Origin of the sequence: Bacillus sp. FSL W8-0629, assembly GCF_038593225.1 — a bacterium.
GTDB lineage: Bacteria > Bacillota > Bacilli > Bacillales > Bacillaceae > Bacillus > Bacillus altitudinis.
In genome coordinates this window covers 2,591,407-2,606,092 of sequence record NZ_CP151975.1, presented here as the reverse complement: position 1 = coordinate 2,606,092, position 14,686 = coordinate 2,591,407, and the positions used below count along the sequence as shown (strand labels likewise).

General features: G+C 42.3%; 13 protein-coding genes. 11 read left to right on the top strand and 2 right to left on the bottom strand.

Translation table 11 applies throughout. From position 1 onward, the window contains the following. Positions 1-31: 31 nt before the first annotated feature. The gene (sspI, locus tag NSQ17_RS13495; protein WP_008346010.1) at positions 32-253 is read right to left on the bottom strand and encodes a small acid-soluble spore protein SspI; all 222 of its coding nucleotides are present in this window, start codon (positions 251-253) and stop codon (positions 32-34) included. 113 nt (positions 254-366) lie between these two features. Between sspI and NSQ17_RS13490 the strand changes: the two genes are divergently transcribed. The 3 genes from NSQ17_RS13490 to pheT all read left to right on the top strand — a co-directional run bounded on the left by NSQ17_RS13490 (position 367) and on the right by pheT (position 4,951). Further along, positions 367-1,110 carry an RNA methyltransferase gene (locus NSQ17_RS13490; RefSeq protein ID WP_041506747.1) on the top strand — a complete coding sequence of 248 codons (744 nt, stop codon included), beginning with the start codon at positions 367-369 and terminating at the stop codon, positions 1,108-1,110. Between the two features lie 376 nt (positions 1,111-1,486). Next, the gene (gene pheS / locus NSQ17_RS13485; RefSeq protein ID WP_008346004.1) at positions 1,487-2,521 is read left to right on the top strand and encodes a phenylalanine--tRNA ligase subunit alpha; all 1,035 of its coding nucleotides are present in this window, start codon (positions 1,487-1,489) and stop codon (positions 2,519-2,521) included. 15 nt (positions 2,522-2,536) lie between these two features. Next, positions 2,537-4,951, top strand: coding sequence for a phenylalanine--tRNA ligase subunit beta (gene pheT, locus NSQ17_RS13480; RefSeq protein ID WP_039168856.1), 2,415 nt, complete (start codon positions 2,537-2,539; stop codon positions 4,949-4,951). A gap of 41 nt (positions 4,952-4,992) precedes the next feature. On the opposite strand, the gene rnhC is transcribed toward pheT, so the two are convergent. Further along, a complete protein-coding gene (gene rnhC / locus NSQ17_RS13475) occupies positions 4,993-5,916 on the bottom strand; it encodes a ribonuclease HIII (protein WP_024718641.1) in 924 nt (307 codons plus the stop codon). A gap of 134 nt (positions 5,917-6,050) precedes the next feature. On the opposite strand from rnhC, the gene zapA reads away from it, so the two are divergent. The 8 genes from zapA (at position 6,051) to NSQ17_RS13435 (ending at position 14,661) form a co-directional block, all read left to right on the top strand. Then, the gene (gene zapA, locus NSQ17_RS13470; protein ID WP_008345998.1) at positions 6,051-6,308 is read left to right on the top strand and encodes a cell division protein ZapA; all 258 of its coding nucleotides are present in this window, start codon (positions 6,051-6,053) and stop codon (positions 6,306-6,308) included. 7 nt (positions 6,309-6,315) lie between these two features. Then, on the top strand, positions 6,316-6,849 hold the full coding sequence (locus tag NSQ17_RS13465; protein WP_039964092.1) for a CvpA family protein: 534 nt from the start codon (positions 6,316-6,318) through the stop codon (positions 6,847-6,849). Positions 6,850-6,963: 114 nt separating this feature from the next. After that, positions 6,964-8,676, top strand: a complete 1,713-nt coding sequence (gene polX, locus NSQ17_RS13460) for a DNA polymerase/3'-5' exonuclease PolX (protein ID WP_024718640.1) — start codon at positions 6,964-6,966, stop codon at positions 8,674-8,676. Between the two features lie 21 nt (positions 8,677-8,697). After that, positions 8,698-11,055, top strand: a complete 2,358-nt coding sequence (locus NSQ17_RS13455) for an endonuclease MutS2 (RefSeq protein ID WP_024718639.1) — start codon at positions 8,698-8,700, stop codon at positions 11,053-11,055. A gap of 14 nt (positions 11,056-11,069) precedes the next feature. Further along, positions 11,070-11,474 carry a DUF350 domain-containing protein gene (locus NSQ17_RS13450; RefSeq protein WP_007501637.1) on the top strand — a complete coding sequence of 135 codons (405 nt, stop codon included), beginning with the start codon at positions 11,070-11,072 and terminating at the stop codon, positions 11,472-11,474. Between the two features lie 162 nt (positions 11,475-11,636). Then, positions 11,637-12,092, top strand: a complete 456-nt coding sequence (locus NSQ17_RS13445) for an Imm63 family immunity protein (protein WP_007501636.1) — start codon at positions 11,637-11,639, stop codon at positions 12,090-12,092. 100 nt (positions 12,093-12,192) lie between these two features. Beyond that, the gene (locus NSQ17_RS13440) at positions 12,193-13,902 is read left to right on the top strand and encodes an AMP-binding protein (protein WP_144679832.1); all 1,710 of its coding nucleotides are present in this window, start codon (positions 12,193-12,195) and stop codon (positions 13,900-13,902) included. 174 nt (positions 13,903-14,076) lie between these two features. Beyond that, positions 14,077-14,661: a TetR/AcrR family transcriptional regulator gene (locus tag NSQ17_RS13435; protein WP_024718637.1), complete on the top strand. Its 585-nt coding sequence runs from the start codon at positions 14,077-14,079 to the stop codon at positions 14,659-14,661. The last annotated feature ends 25 nt before the right edge of the window (positions 14,662-14,686 follow it).

Sequence of the window (14,686 nt, the reverse complement as noted above, 5' to 3'; positions counted from 1 at the left end):
CTTGCTCAGAGATAAGCAAACCGGCTTCTTGTTATTGCTGATGCTCAGGCTTTAAGCCCTGCTCTAATGTTTCAAGAATTTCATTTTTTTCATCTTCTGATGCCTCTTGCCATAACACCTCAAACAAAACGCCAAGCCCTGGCAGCATTTTTTCCTCGCCACTTTGAATCGCATCTAAAATCGTATGCTCAAGCTGCTCTTGATTATGGCCAGTAATGTTTTGAATCACTGCGCCTCTTAAATTAAAATCCATTGCCCACACTCCTTTTTTGATGGTGATAGCCCTATTCTGTCTCAAAGACAGGTTTATTATGTAGTGTGCTTGAGATATAATAAATTCATGATATTTAAAGGAGTTAAAGTCGCTTGAAATATATAGAATCAGCTAAAAACGCACACATTAAACAATGGAAAAAGCTCCATACAAAAAAAGAACGAACGAAAACAGGGCTGTTCCTTGTTGAAGGAAAACACTTAGTAGAAGAAGCATTGAAAAGCGGGGTTGTAAAAGAGTTAATGGTCGCAACGCCTGACATGCTCCCTGCTGACATCGAGCCTGACATTGAGCTGTATGAATTAAGTGAAGAGGCTTTTACTGCGATGACGGAAACGGAAACACCTCAGCAAATCGCAGCGGTTTGTACAATTCCTGTATTTGAGGAGAAAAAGTATGAACGAATGCTTCTGTTAGATGCAGTGCAGGATCCGGGGAATTTAGGCACACTCATTCGGACAGCAGATGCAGCGGGGCTTGATGCTGTGATTCTAGGGGATGGAACCGTTGATGCGTTTAACGGAAAAACGCTCCGTTCAGCACAAGGGTCTCATTTTCACCTGCCTATCTTAAAACAAACGCTACAACAGACAATTCCAGCATTAAAGGCGCAAGGCATACCTGTATATGGCAGTGCTTTGAAAGATGCGAAAGAGTATAGACACATAGCATCAGAAGGTCCATTTGCGTTAATTGTAGGCAACGAGGGAGCAGGTATTGATCCAGAGATTCTTCAAATGACAGATCAAAATTTATATGTTCCAATGTACGGACAAGCGGAATCATTAAATGTGGCTGTGGCAGCAGCGGTTCTTGTCTATCATTTGCGCGGATAGTGTTGCATCACGTCCTATTTTTCACTATAATGAAACTAATATTTTAAAAACCATGATAGAGGAAGATTGTTTCACGGAGCGTCCTAATAGGGAGAATGCATCGTAGACTGAAAGTGCATTTAAGGAATGCTGAAACAGGAATTCACCTCTGGAGTTGTCACCGGGACCGCAGGTTTTGCGTAAAGGTGAACCGGATTCGTTTGATTCCGTTATGTCAATGAAGCTTATTCGCACATATATTTGTGCTTAACAAGGGTGGTACCGCGACCACAACTCGTCCCTTCTTTTTTGGAGGGGCGGGTTTTTTTATTGTCTTCAAACAATCAAACACCCGTTTATTCAGACGGTTTTGTATATTAAAAGGAGGATAACACTCATGCAAGAAACGTTAAAACAGCTTGAAACAGAAGCGATAGCGAAGGTAGAAGCAGCCAGCTCGCTCAAAGAAGTCAATGATATTCGTGTTCAATATTTAGGGAAAAAAGGTCCGATTACAGAAGTGCTGCGCGGAATGGGCAAGCTTTCCGCTGAAGAAAGACCAAAAATGGGCGCACTTGCAAATGAAGTGAGAGAGCAGATTGCTGGTGCCATTGCTGAAAAAAATGAGCAGCTAGAAGCAGAAGAAGTGAAAAAGAAACTGGCTTCTCAAACCATTGATGTCACATTACCAGCAAGTCCGATCAAAATCGGGGCAAGACATCCATTAACGATTGTCGTAGAAGATATTGAAGATTTATTTATCGGCATGGGCTATACCGTTGAAGAGGGCCCAGAGGTAGAAACAGATTACTATAACTTTGAAGCGCTCAATCTTCCAAAAGAACATCCGGCACGTGATATGCAGGACAGCTTCTATATTACTGAAGACACACTCATGAGAACGCAAACATCACCCGTTCAAGCACGTACACTTGAGAAATATAAAGGCCAAGGCCCTGTGAAAATCATCTGCCCTGGTAAGGTATATAGACGTGACAGCGATGATGCCACTCACTCCCATCAATTCATGCAAATTGAAGGACTTGTGGTCGATCACAATATTAGCATGAGTGACCTCAAAGGGACGCTTGAGACAGTCGCAAGAAAAATGTTTGGTGAAGATCGTGAAATTAGACTGCGCCCAAGCTTTTTCCCATTCACAGAACCTTCCGTTGAAGTTGATGTGTCATGCTTTAAATGCGGCGGGAAAGGCTGTTCTGTATGTAAAGGAACAGGCTGGATTGAAATTTTAGGTGCAGGAATGGTTCACCCGAATGTATTGAAAATGAGCGGATTTGATCCAGATACTTACCAAGGCTTTGCTTTTGGAATGGGTGTTGAACGTATTGCCATGCTGAAATACGGCATAGATGACATTCGTCATTTCTACACAAATGATATTAGATTCACGAAGCAATTTAAGCAGGACTAAGAGGAGGAAATCAACATGTTTGTTTCATATAAATGGTTAGAGGACTATGTCGATTTAGAAGGCATTCAGCCGGATGAATTAGCAGAGAAAATCACAAGAAGCGGAATTGAAGTGGAAGCCGTTGAGTATAAAGGCGAAGGCATCAAAGGTGTTGTCGTTGGACACGTCATTGAACGTGAACAGCATCCGAATGCGGATAAATTAAACAAATGTCTTGTTGATATCGGCGAAGACGCACCGGTGCAAATTATATGTGGGGCTCCAAATGTGGATAAAGGACAGCATGTGGCCGTCGCAACGGTTGGTGCAGTCCTTCCTGGAAACTTTAAAATTAAAAAAGCAAAACTGCGCGGTGAAGAGTCTCATGGCATGATTTGTTCTCTGCAAGAATTAGGCGTAGAGAGCAAGCTCGTACCAAAAGAATATGCAGAAGGTATCTTTGTTTTCCCGAATGACGTGAAACCAGGAGATGATGCCCTTCAAGCGCTTCAATTAGATGACGCGGTACTTGAACTTGGCTTAACACCAAACCGTGCCGATGCCCTTAATATGCTAGGAGTGGCTTATGAGGTTGCCGCCATTTTAGGGAGAGACATCAAGCTTCCTGATACAGCGCATGACACTTCTTCTGAAAAAGCAGCAGACTATATTTCTGTTAAAATTGAGGATCAAGAAGCGAATCCACTTTATGCAGCGAAGATCATTAAAAATGTAAAGATTGGACCAGCACCGCTTTGGATGCAAACAAGATTGATGAATGCAGGTATCCGCCCAATTAACAACGTCGTGGATATTACGAATTTTGTCTTACTTGAATACGGTCAACCTCTACATGCCTTTGATTATGACAGGTTTGGTTCAAAGCAGGTGGTCGTACGTAAAGCGGCTGAAAATGAAATGATTCAAACTCTGGATGAACAAGAACGTACATTGTCTTCGAAGCATCTTGTCATTACAAATGGCACAAAAGCGCATGCTGTTGCAGGCGTCATGGGCGGTTTTGAATCAGAGGTGCGTGATGAGACGACAACGATTCTTTTAGAAGCGGCATATTTCAACGGACAAACCGTCCGTCAAGCATCTAGAGACTTAGGGCTTCGCAGTGAATCAAGCACACGATTTGAAAAAGGGCTCGATCCGCAGCGGACGAAATCAGCAGCCGAAAGAGCAGCGCAATTGATCAGTATGTATGCAGGTGGCGAAGTGCTAAGTGGTACAGTTGAGGAAAACCACCTTGAAACAAGTATGAATGTCATCCACGTATCAACTGAGCGTGTGAACAAGGTGCTTGGCATGAGCATTTCAAAAGAAGATATGATTCAGATTTTCAACAAACTAGGCTTTACTGTGGGTGAATCAAATGATGTGCTTGTCGTAACGGTTCCTTCCCGCAGAATGGATATTACGATTGAAGAGGACCTCATTGAAGAAGTCGCGAGATTATACGGATACGACAATATTCCATCTACACTGCCTGCGACAGCTGGTACCGTTGGCGGTCTCACGCCATACCAAGTGAAGCGCAGAAAGGTGAGACGTTTCTTAGAGGGCGCAGGGCTTTCTCAAGCGATTACGTATTCATTAACGAATCAGCATAAGTCCACAGCCTTTGCTTTAAATTCAGCTTATCAAACAAGACTTTCCCTGCCAATGAGTGAGGAACGCAGTGTGCTGAGACAAAGCCTTCTGCCAAACTTACTTGATTCTGTCGCATATAACTTAGCAAGACAAGCTGATTCTTTTGCCTTTTACGAAACAGGTTCTGTTTTCTTAGCGGAAACGGAAGGCGCAAAACCAGTAGAGAAAGAGCATGTGGCAGGTGCGTTAACAGGTCTTTGGCATAAAAATCTTTGGCAGGGCGAGAAAAAAGCTGTCGATTTTTATGTAGCGAAGGGTATTGCAGAAGGGCTGTTTGAAAAGCTTGGTGTATCAGAAGAGATCACGTATGTTCAAGCAGAGCGTGAGGGCCTTCACCCAGGACGTACAGCCGATGTTCATTTAAATGGAAAAGTGATTGGCTTTGTAGCTGCACTTCATCCAGTAGTGGAAAAGGAATTAGATTTAAAAGAAACGTATGTATTTGAATTTGATTTAACAGATGTAATGACGTCTGAAACAGAGGATATGAAATATACGGCTATTCCGAGATTCCCAGCAGTGACAAGAGACATCGCACTTGTCGTCGATCAGCATATTTCAAGCGGACAGCTTGAGCAAGTCATTTATGAAGCTGGCGGCCAATTGCTCACAGACCTTTCCGTCTTTGATGTGTATGAGGGTGAGCATATGGAAGAAGGCAAGAAATCTGTTGCATTCTCTCTGCAATATTTAAACCCAGAACAAACGTTGACCGAGGAAGAAGTCACGGCTGTTCATACAAACGTATTGAAAGCATTAGAAGATACGTATCAAGCCGTCTTGCGCGGATAATAAAAAGAGCTATCGCTTTATGGGCGATAGCTCTTTTTTGATTATAACCATTTTTTCGCTTTTTGGGTGTTGGCAAAATGAAGTTTTGTAAATTGGCGTAAAGCCTCTTCGCCGTGCTGTTTCATCAGCTTTGCTGCCGCTTTGTCAACATGCGGACCGGCCCCTTTTGGAATGTCAAAGCCCGCTGCTTTTGATAATTTATCCATTTCAATTAAAAAAGCATACCTTGCAATAATAGAAGCTGCAGCAACCGATAAGTGGATGCCTTCTGCTTTCGTACTAAAATATGTACGCTCCCGAATGATCTTTTTCCCTGCAAGGTGCCTGAAATAAATGCCTGGTTCGGCAAATTGGTCAATGAGAATGGCTTCTGGTTTCTTGCCATCCAGTTTTTCTAGCACGGAGGTGATGACTTGGTTATGAAGCAGTGCCTTCATTTTCCCTTGGCTCATGCCCTTTTCCTGCATCGCATTGTATTTTTCATTCCGAAGCACGAGAAGGCTGAACGGGATGGTTTTGATCAAGTCTTTGGCAATGTTGATAATCTGCGGATCTTTTAGTCCTTTTGAGTCTTTCACCCCGAGCTCTTTCATGAGAGCAAGCTGACTGGAATCAACATAAGCCGCACAGACCGTAATGGGTCCAAAATAATCGCCAGTACCGACCTCATCTGAGCCAATAACCGACATGGAAGCAATGCCGGGTGGTGGGCTGTACTGTGTGATGGATGGTGTTTTTTTGCTTTTTGTTTCAGCTGTTTGTAAATGGTTGAACTGACTCGCTTCAGCTTCTGCCTTTTGTCCTTGGAACAGTACTTTTCCAGATTTGTAGGCTGTAATCGTACAGCCGGGAACCTTTGCTTGAAAAAGAGCGCCTGGCGGCAAAGTGTCAGTTAAATGCTGAGCGTACACGCTCTTCATTTTTTTCATGTCTTCTGATGTTGCTTTTAAGACGGATTGGGGCACAGTGGATAACTCCTTTTTACCTTGATATCATTGATTTCTAAAGTGTACCATAACAGGGAAGGGCTCGTCTTTCCATTCAATGTCTAAACATGTTATGATAGAGACTAGGATTCTCGTGGAATGGAGGAGAAACGTTGTCTGACGGCGGTAAAACGAAAACAACAGTTGAGATTTACGGACAGTCCTATACGATCATCGGCCAAGAAACGAAGATGCATATGCGACATGTTGCTTCAATTGTTGATGATAAAATGAGAGAAATCAATGAAAAAAATCCATACCTTGATATAAACAAATTAGCTGTACTGACAGCAGTCAATGTCGTCCACGACTACTTGAAATTAAAAGAGCAATACGAAAAACTAGAGCTTCATCTAAAAGAAAAGGAATGAAATTACCGTGATCGATATCATCATTTTGTTTTTGCTTCTTATGGGAACGCTTGTCGGTCTAAAACGCGGGTTTATTCTTCAATTTATTAAATTGATTAGCTTTGTTGTTTCTATTTTAGTGGCTTCTATGTTTTATCAGTCACTTGCACCACAGCTTACGTGGATTCCAGCACCTAATTTTAGCGGCGGTCAAGCGCAGCTCGCTTTCTTTAGTGGGAATCTAGAAACAGCTTATTATAATACCATTGCGTTTATCATTCTGTTTATCTTGACCAAAATCCTGCTCGCTATCATCGGCGGATTGCTCACAACCATTGCAAGTATCCCTGTGATTAAACAGGTCAACAAACTGTTTGGCGCTGTTTTAGGATTTCTTGAAACCTATCTATTTGTGTTTATTCTATTGTTTGTGGCTGCATTACTTCCAGTCGATGCGCTTCAAACCATGATGAGCAAATCAATGTTAGCAGATGTGATCGTAAATAGCACCCCTTACCTGTCCGGTCTTGTCAAAGACCTCTGGTCGACGTATGGAGTTTAAGAACTTCTCCTTTCTTGGAGAAGTTTTTTCTCATTCCATGACAGAAAGTTGTAGGATGAAGGGAAAGTTTGTATATTTATATAGGAAGATGCCAAAGTGGCTGGAGGATGAGAGATGAATAAAAAAGATATTATCAAACTTCTTGAAACAATTGCAGTCTATATGGAGCTAAAAGGAGATAATCCTTTTAAAATTTCTGCCTTTCGTAAAGCAGCTGCGGCACTGGAACAAGATGACCGCAGTCTTTCTCAAATAGATGACCTATTAGCATTACCCGGCATTGGAAAAGGAACCTTTGCTGTGATCACAGAGTATATCGAAAAAGGACAGTCTGAAACACTCGAACAATTAAAAAAAGAAGTGCCTGAAGGACTTGTCCCGCTCTTAAAATTGCAAGGACTCGGCGGGAAGAAGATTGCTAAGCTCTACCAAGAGCTTGGTGTTCACGATGCACAGTCTTTAAAAGAAGCATGTGAAGCGGAAAAAGTACAAACGCTTGCTGGGTTTGGCAAAAAAACAGAAGAAAAGATTCTTGCCGCTCTTGAGGAGGCGGGAAAGCAGCCAGAACGACTGCCAATTGGTTTTGCATTAGATGTGGCAGAACGAATTGATCATGCGCTGGAACAGATGGAGGGAATCATCCGTTTTTCAAGAGCGGGCAGTTTAAGACGTGCGCGTGAAACGGTCAAAGATTTAGATTACATCATTGCGACTGATAATCCTGAACAAGTGAGAGAACAACTTGTTGCTCTTGATGATGTCAAAGATGTCATTGCGAGCGGTGATACGAAGGTATCTGTCATGCTTGCACTTGATTTTGAAATCAGTGTAGATTTCCGGCTTGTGACAACAGACCAATTTGCAACAACGCTGCACCATTTCACTGGCTCAAAAGATCATAACATTCGTATGCGCCAGCTTGCGAAGGAACGCGGTGAGCGTATTAGTGAATATGGGGTTGAAACGATCGAAACTGGGGATGTGAAAACATTTGAAGACGAAAGCGCTTTTTATGCACATTTCCAACTTCCGCTCATTCCGCCAGAAATTCGTGAAACCGGAGCAGAGATTGATACGTATAAAGAAAGTATGCAATTTGTAGAACGAAAAGATATCAAAGGCGATCTTCATATGCACTCGACATGGAGTGATGGCGCTTTTTCTATTCGCGAAATGGCAGAGGCATGTATCGCAAAAGGCTATGAATACATGGCCATTACAGACCACTCACAATATTTAAAAGTAGCAAACGGTTTAACAAAAGAACGTTTGCGTTTGCAAGCAAAAGAAATTGATAAGCTGAATCAAGAATTCGAGCATTTTCACATTTTCAAAGGGGTCGAAATGGATATTCTGCCGGATGGATCGTTAGATTATGATGATGACTTTCTAGCAGACATGGATTTTGTCATTGCGTCTATTCATTCTAGCTTCTCTCAGCCGGAGGAAGTCATTATGGAGCGCCTAGAAAATGCCTTGAATAATCAGCATGTGGATTTAATTGCTCATCCAACTGGCCGTTTGATCGGTAGACGAGACGGCTATGCCTTAAATATTGATCAGCTCATAGAGCTTGCGAAAAAAACGGGCACTGCACTGGAACTCAACAGCAACCCGTCAAGACTTGATTTAAAAACAGAGCATTTAATGAAAGCAAACGAAGCGGGTGTGAACATCATGATCAATACAGATGCGCACAACATCGCTATGCTCGATCATATGGACGTCGGTGTCACAGCTGCAAGAAAAGGATGGACACCAAAAGCAAATGTCGTGAATACATTTTCACTCAATGAGATGAAAAAGTTTTTAACGCGTGACAGGTAGTCGTTAGGAGGCTGGACCATGCTGCAACAAAAAGTGTTAGCATCATTAGAATTTCATAAAGTAAAAGAAAAAGTCATGTCCTATACTGCTTCGACTTTAGGGAAAGAAAAAGCGCAGGACTTAATACCACTCACAGATATCGAGAGCATTCAGCATCTGCTAGAAGAGGTAGCAGAAGCGCAAGATGTGATTCGTTTAAAAGGATCTGCGCCGTTTGGCGGGTTAACGGATATTAGACGAGGAGTCAAACGAGCAGAAATAGGCAGTATATTAAGCCCTTCTGAGCTGATGGAAATTGCGGCGCTGTTATATACCACAAAAAACATGAAGCACTTTCTCGCCTCTATGTATGAGGACGGAGTAGAGATACCCCGTCTTCATACATATGCAGAATCGCTGATTTTACTGCCAGACGTGAGAAAAGAAATCGAAAGCTGTATTGGTGATAATGGAGAAGTGCTTGATCACGCAACGCCAGCCCTCCGCACCATACGAACACAGTTACGATCACTAGAATCAAAAGTGCGAGATAAATTAGAATCAATGATTCGTTCACAATCTGCCTCGAAAATGCTGTCAGACACCATTGTGACCATTCGTAATGATCGGTTTGTCATTCCCGTAAAACAAGAGTACCGCTCGAATTATGGAGGGATTGTTCACGATCAATCTTCTTCAGGCGCAACTCTTTTTATTGAGCCGCAGGTGGTCGTGGATTTAAATAACACCTTGCAGCAAACTCGCCTAAAAGAAAAGCAAGAGATTGAAAAGATTTTGCAAATGCTGACAGCGAGTGTGTCAGAGCACATTGATGAATTGCTTCATAATGTGAATGAACTTCAGACATTAGATTTTATTTTCGCCAAAGCCAAATATGCAAAAGCAGAAAAAGCCACAAAACCTACTGTGAATAACCAGGGGGAGATTTATTTAAAACGGGCAAGACATCCCCTATTGCCCCGAGATCAGGTTGTGGCAAATGATATTGAGCTAGGCAAAGATTTTTCTACGATCGTCATCACAGGTCCAAATACAGGCGGTAAGACCGTCACTTTAAAAACACTCGGACTTCTTACGCTGATGACGCAGGCAGGTCTTCATATTCCAGTCGAAGAAGGATCAGAAGTGGCTGTATTCGATCAAGTCTTTGCTGATATTGGGGACGAGCAGTCTATTGAACAGAGCTTGAGTACATTCTCATCTCATATGGTCAATATTGTGGATATCTTAAAGCATTTGACGTCTAATTCACTCGTGTTATTTGATGAATTAGGTGCGGGGACAGATCCTGCTGAAGGTGCAGCACTTGCGATGAGCATCTTAGATGAAGTTCATCAAACAAATGCGCGCGTCATCGCAACGACTCACTATCCTGAGCTGAAGGCATACGGATATAACCGAGAAGGCGTCACAAATGCGAGTGTAGAGTTTGATATTGAAACCTTATCCCCTACATATCGCTTGCTCATCGGGGTGCCGGGACGAAGTAATGCATTTGAAATTTCCAAGCGTCTAGGACTGCCTCATCATTTAATTGACCGTGCAAAAGCAGATATGCACGCGGAACATAATGAAGTCGATCAGATGATTGCTTCATTAGAAGACAGCAAAAAACAAGCAGAAGAAGAACTGCATGAGACGGAATTCTATAGAAAAGAAGCAGAGAAGCTCCATAAAGAATTGCAAAAACAAATCCTTGAATGGAATGAACAAAAGGACAAACTGCTTGAAGAAGCCGAACAAAAAGCGGCAGAAAAAATTGAACAAGCAACAAAAGAAGCAGAAGAGATTATTCAAGAGCTTCGGTCCATTAAAAGTGAGCATCGTTCATTCAAAGAACATGAACTCATTGACGCGAGAAAGCGTCTTGAAGAAGCTGTCCCTGAGTTTGACCGTAAGAAAAAACCAGAGCCGGTGAAAAAAGCAGCAAGACAGCTAAAGCCAGGTGATGAAGTCAAAGTGCTGACGTTTGGCCAAAAAGGAACGCTCATCGAACAAACGGGTAACAAAGAATGGAGTGTCCAAATGGGCATTCTAAAAATGAAAGTAAAAGAAAAAGATATGGAATTTATCAAATCAGCACCGGAATTTAAGCAGGAGAAAGCCATCACGGCGGTCAAAGGAAAAGACTACCATGTATCACTTGAGCTTGATTTAAGAGGAGAGCGTTATGAGAATGCCTTAAGCAGAGTCGAGAAATACTTAGATGATGCCGTCTTAGCTGGCTATCCGCGTGTGTCGATCATTCACGGTAAAGGCACTGGCGCCTTGAGAAAAGGGGTCCAGGAATTATTAAAACAGCACCGTAGTGTAAAAAATGCTCGTTTTGGAGAACAAGGCGAGGGAGGATCAGGCGTCACCATCGTCGAATTAAAGTAAAAAGGAGAAAACGCATGAAAGCCTTTTGGGAAAATGAACTTGTGGAAATTGCCGCCTATTACAGCGTGGCTGTCCTATGTCTTGTCTTATTTCTTACCATATTTGAACTCGTGACCTCCTATAAAAACTGGGAAGAGATTCAGCGGGGGAACTTAGCTGTTGCTATGGCAACCGGCGGGAAGATTTTTGGGATTGCCAATGTCTTTCAGCATTCCATCGCCCAGCACAACTCGCTTCTTCAAATGGTCGGATGGGGCGTATACGGCTTTGTGATGCTGCTCGTCAGCTATTTCATTTTTGAATTTTTAACACCACGATTTAAAGTAGACAAAGAGATTGAGAATGATAATAGAGCGGTCGGGTTTATTTCACTCATTATTTCTGTTGGGCTGTCTTATGTAGTAGCAGCCGGCATTTAAGGAGACGACATGGAAAAACTAGCCAAAGTATTAATTGTAGTTGCCTGCACTTTTGCGGTTATTGGTGCCGTTTACATGTTCCTGTAAAATGAAGAATACATTCTAGAAAGCTGTCAGGAAAAACCTTGACAGCTTTTCACTCATCAAAGGCGGCGAATCAGAATGAATCAAATCTTGCAAAAAGACGAACTCATAAAGCGCATTGACAGTTGTCTCAAAAAGACATCTCTTCCCCAAGACATATATGAACCGTATATTGCACGTCCTTTTCAAACGACTGGTTTTTTTGATGATTTGAGCCCCTATATTGAAATTGATCCAGCCGGCTATATTCTTATTCAATATGAACGAGGGATTAAAGTGCTTCATAAAAGAACAAAAGAGGCGGATGAAGTCGTTTATTGGATTTTAGAAGACACCATCTTTCTAACTGTGTATCTAGACATGATGAGACAATATCAAGTGGACAACATCCACACACATTTACCTAATGACCCTAGTATCCATAAACAGATTGTGGAGAGAGTCCATGAGTCATTTCGTGCGATCGGTGGATTATACGAAAAGTGGCATCATGAAGGGAAAAGAGCCTCTATAGAAACACCGGCGAAAAAATGAAGATGTGTCATGGAACGAGCTCGATTTGAAAAAAGCAAACAGCCATAAGGAAAAGTTTGCTATAATAAAATAGTACGAAAGTTCAGGAAGGAGGGTTTTTATGCAGTCAGATAAACGTTGGCTTCTGCATTACCCGAATCAAATTCCCCACGAACTCACCATCCCAAATGAAACGTTGCAATCTTACTTATTCAGCTCCGCAGAGGCAGCACCTGAGCATACAGCCATTCATTTTTTAGGAAAAAACATCACCTACCAGCAGTTACAAGAAGATGCACTGAAATTAGCCAGTCACTTGATTGACATCGGTGTCAAAAAAGGCGACAGAGTAGCGATTATGCTGCCAAACTGCCCGCAATCGGTGATTTCTTATTATGCGGTTTTAATAGCAGGCGGCATTGTCGTTCAAACCAATCCGCTTTATACGGAGAAAGAACTGGAATATCAAATGGAGGACAGTGGCTCTAAGGTGCTGATCACTCTCGATCTACTGTATCCAAAGGCCTATAAAATGAAAGCGCTGACAAGTATGGAACATTTGATCGTCACGAAATTACAAGATTACTTGCCATTTCCGAAAAACATATTGTTTCCGATTGTCCAGCGAAGAAAAAACAACATGGTCATCCAAGTGGAGAAGAGTGAGACCATTCATCATTTCTCACAGATCATGAAAGAATCGTCAGGAGAACGGATTCCGCAAATATCCTTTCAACCGAAAGAGGATGTCGCAGTTTTGCAATATACAGGCGGAACGACCGGTTTACCAAAAGGGGTCATGCTCACACACGAAAATATAGTAGCCAATACAGAAATGTGTGCATCCTGGATGTATAAAACGAACCGTGGAAAAGAACGGATTCTTGGGATCATTCCGTTCTTTCATGTATACGGCATGACGACCGTGCTAAACCTTGCAGTCAAAGAAGGTCATCAAATGATTCTTCTTCCGCGTTTTGATGCAGCGGATGCCTTGAAGACCATTGAAAAACAGAAACCGACGCTGTTCCCAGGAGCACCAACGATGTATATTGCCCTGCTTCATCATCCGAATATTGAAAAGTATGACCTATCATCCATCACCGCATGCTTAAGCGGATCGGCCGCTCTTCCTGTTGAAGTCAAACAGAGTTTTGAAAAACTAACAGGAGGAAGGCTGGTGGAAGGGTATGGACTTTCAGAAACTTCTCCTGTCACTCATGCCAATTTCTTATGGGGAGCGAACAAAATAGGAAGTATCGGGTGCCCTTGGCCGAATACAGATGCCGGTATTTATTGTGAAGAAACGGGTGGACTCAAAGCGCCATATGAGCACGGAGAGATTATCGTCAAAGGTCCTCAAATCATGAAAGGATACTGGAATCAGCCGGAGGAGACAGCGGCAGTGTTAAGAGACGGCTGGTTTTTCACAGGAGATATTGGGTATATGGATGAGGATGGTTTTTTCTATATCGTAGACCGGAAAAAAGATGTCATCATCGCGAGCGGCTATAATATTTACCCAAGAGAGGTTGAAGAAGCCCTTTATGAGCATGAGCTTGTACAAGAAGTGGTTGTGGCGGGTATTCCAGATCCGTATAGAGGGGAAACAGTAAAAGCCTTTGTTGTCCCGAAAAAGGATGCCTATGTAACAGAGGATGAACTGGATCGTTTTGTAAGAACAAGAATTGCCTCATTTAAAGTGCCGCGTGTCTACGAATTTAAGGAATCACTGCCTAAAACGGCTGTAGGGAAAATCTTGCGCAGAGTGTTAATTGAAGAAGAAAAAAGAAAGCAATCATCTTCAACAGAAGAACCAGTCGATCGATGAGAGAATGAACCAGCATCATCCGGTCAAGCGGCCGGATGATTTGAATTGTACGTGTCTGCTCTGGTATGCTAATGGTTGAAAAGAAAGAAGAACATTACTTGACAAATCACTCGTTTCTTTTTAACATAAAGTTATGAATGAATGCTCATTCAATTTAGAAAGGGACGAAGCACATTGAAGCAGAAAAGACCGAAGTACATGCAAATTATTGATGCAGCCGTTGTGGTGATTGCAGAGAACGGCTACCATCAATCACAAGTTTCAAAGATTGCCAAACAAGCAGGGGTAGCAGACGGAACCATTTATCTCTATTTCAAAAACAAAGAGGACATTTTGATCTCGTTGTTCAAAGAAAAAATGGGACAATTCATCGAACGGATGGAAACAGATATTCAAAAGAAACCGTCTGCCAAAGAAAAGCTTCTTCTCCTCATTCGAGAACACTTTCGCCTGCTATCTCAAGACCATCATTTGGCCCTAGTGACACAGCTTGAACTCAGGCAGTCAAACCTTGAACTGCGCCAAAAAATCAATGAGGTGCTGAAAGGGTATTTAAATATGCTAGACTCCATTTTAGCCGAAGGAAAGAAGACAGGAGAATTTAGACAAAATCTAGATGTCCGCTTAGCGAGACAAATGGTATTTGGGACGATTGACGAAACCGCTACAACATGGGTCATGAATGATCAAAAGTATGACCTGCCTGCACTCGCAGAAAGTGTACATGATCTTCTCTTAAACGGAATACATCAATCTTAAAGACAATTGAAAAAGGATGATTGAC

Coding starts and splice junctions, on each gene's coding strand:
- pheS (WP_008346004.1), top strand. CDS start 1,487: ATGCAAGAAACGTTAAAACAGCTTGAAACAGAAGCGATAGCGAAGGTA.
- NSQ17_RS13440 (WP_144679832.1), top strand. CDS start 12,193: ATGCAGTCAGATAAACGTTGGCTTCTGCATTACCCGAATCAAATTCCC.
- NSQ17_RS13450 (WP_007501637.1), top strand. CDS start 11,070: ATGAAAGCCTTTTGGGAAAATGAACTTGTGGAAATTGCCGCCTATTAC.
- NSQ17_RS13445 (WP_007501636.1), top strand. CDS start 11,637: ATGAATCAAATCTTGCAAAAAGACGAACTCATAAAGCGCATTGACAGT.
- polX (WP_024718640.1), top strand. CDS start 6,964: ATGAATAAAAAAGATATTATCAAACTTCTTGAAACAATTGCAGTCTAT.
- sspI (WP_008346010.1), bottom strand. CDS start 253: ATGGATTTTAATTTAAGAGGCGCAGTGATTCAAAACATTACTGGCCAT.
- pheT (WP_039168856.1), top strand. CDS start 2,537: ATGTTTGTTTCATATAAATGGTTAGAGGACTATGTCGATTTAGAAGGC.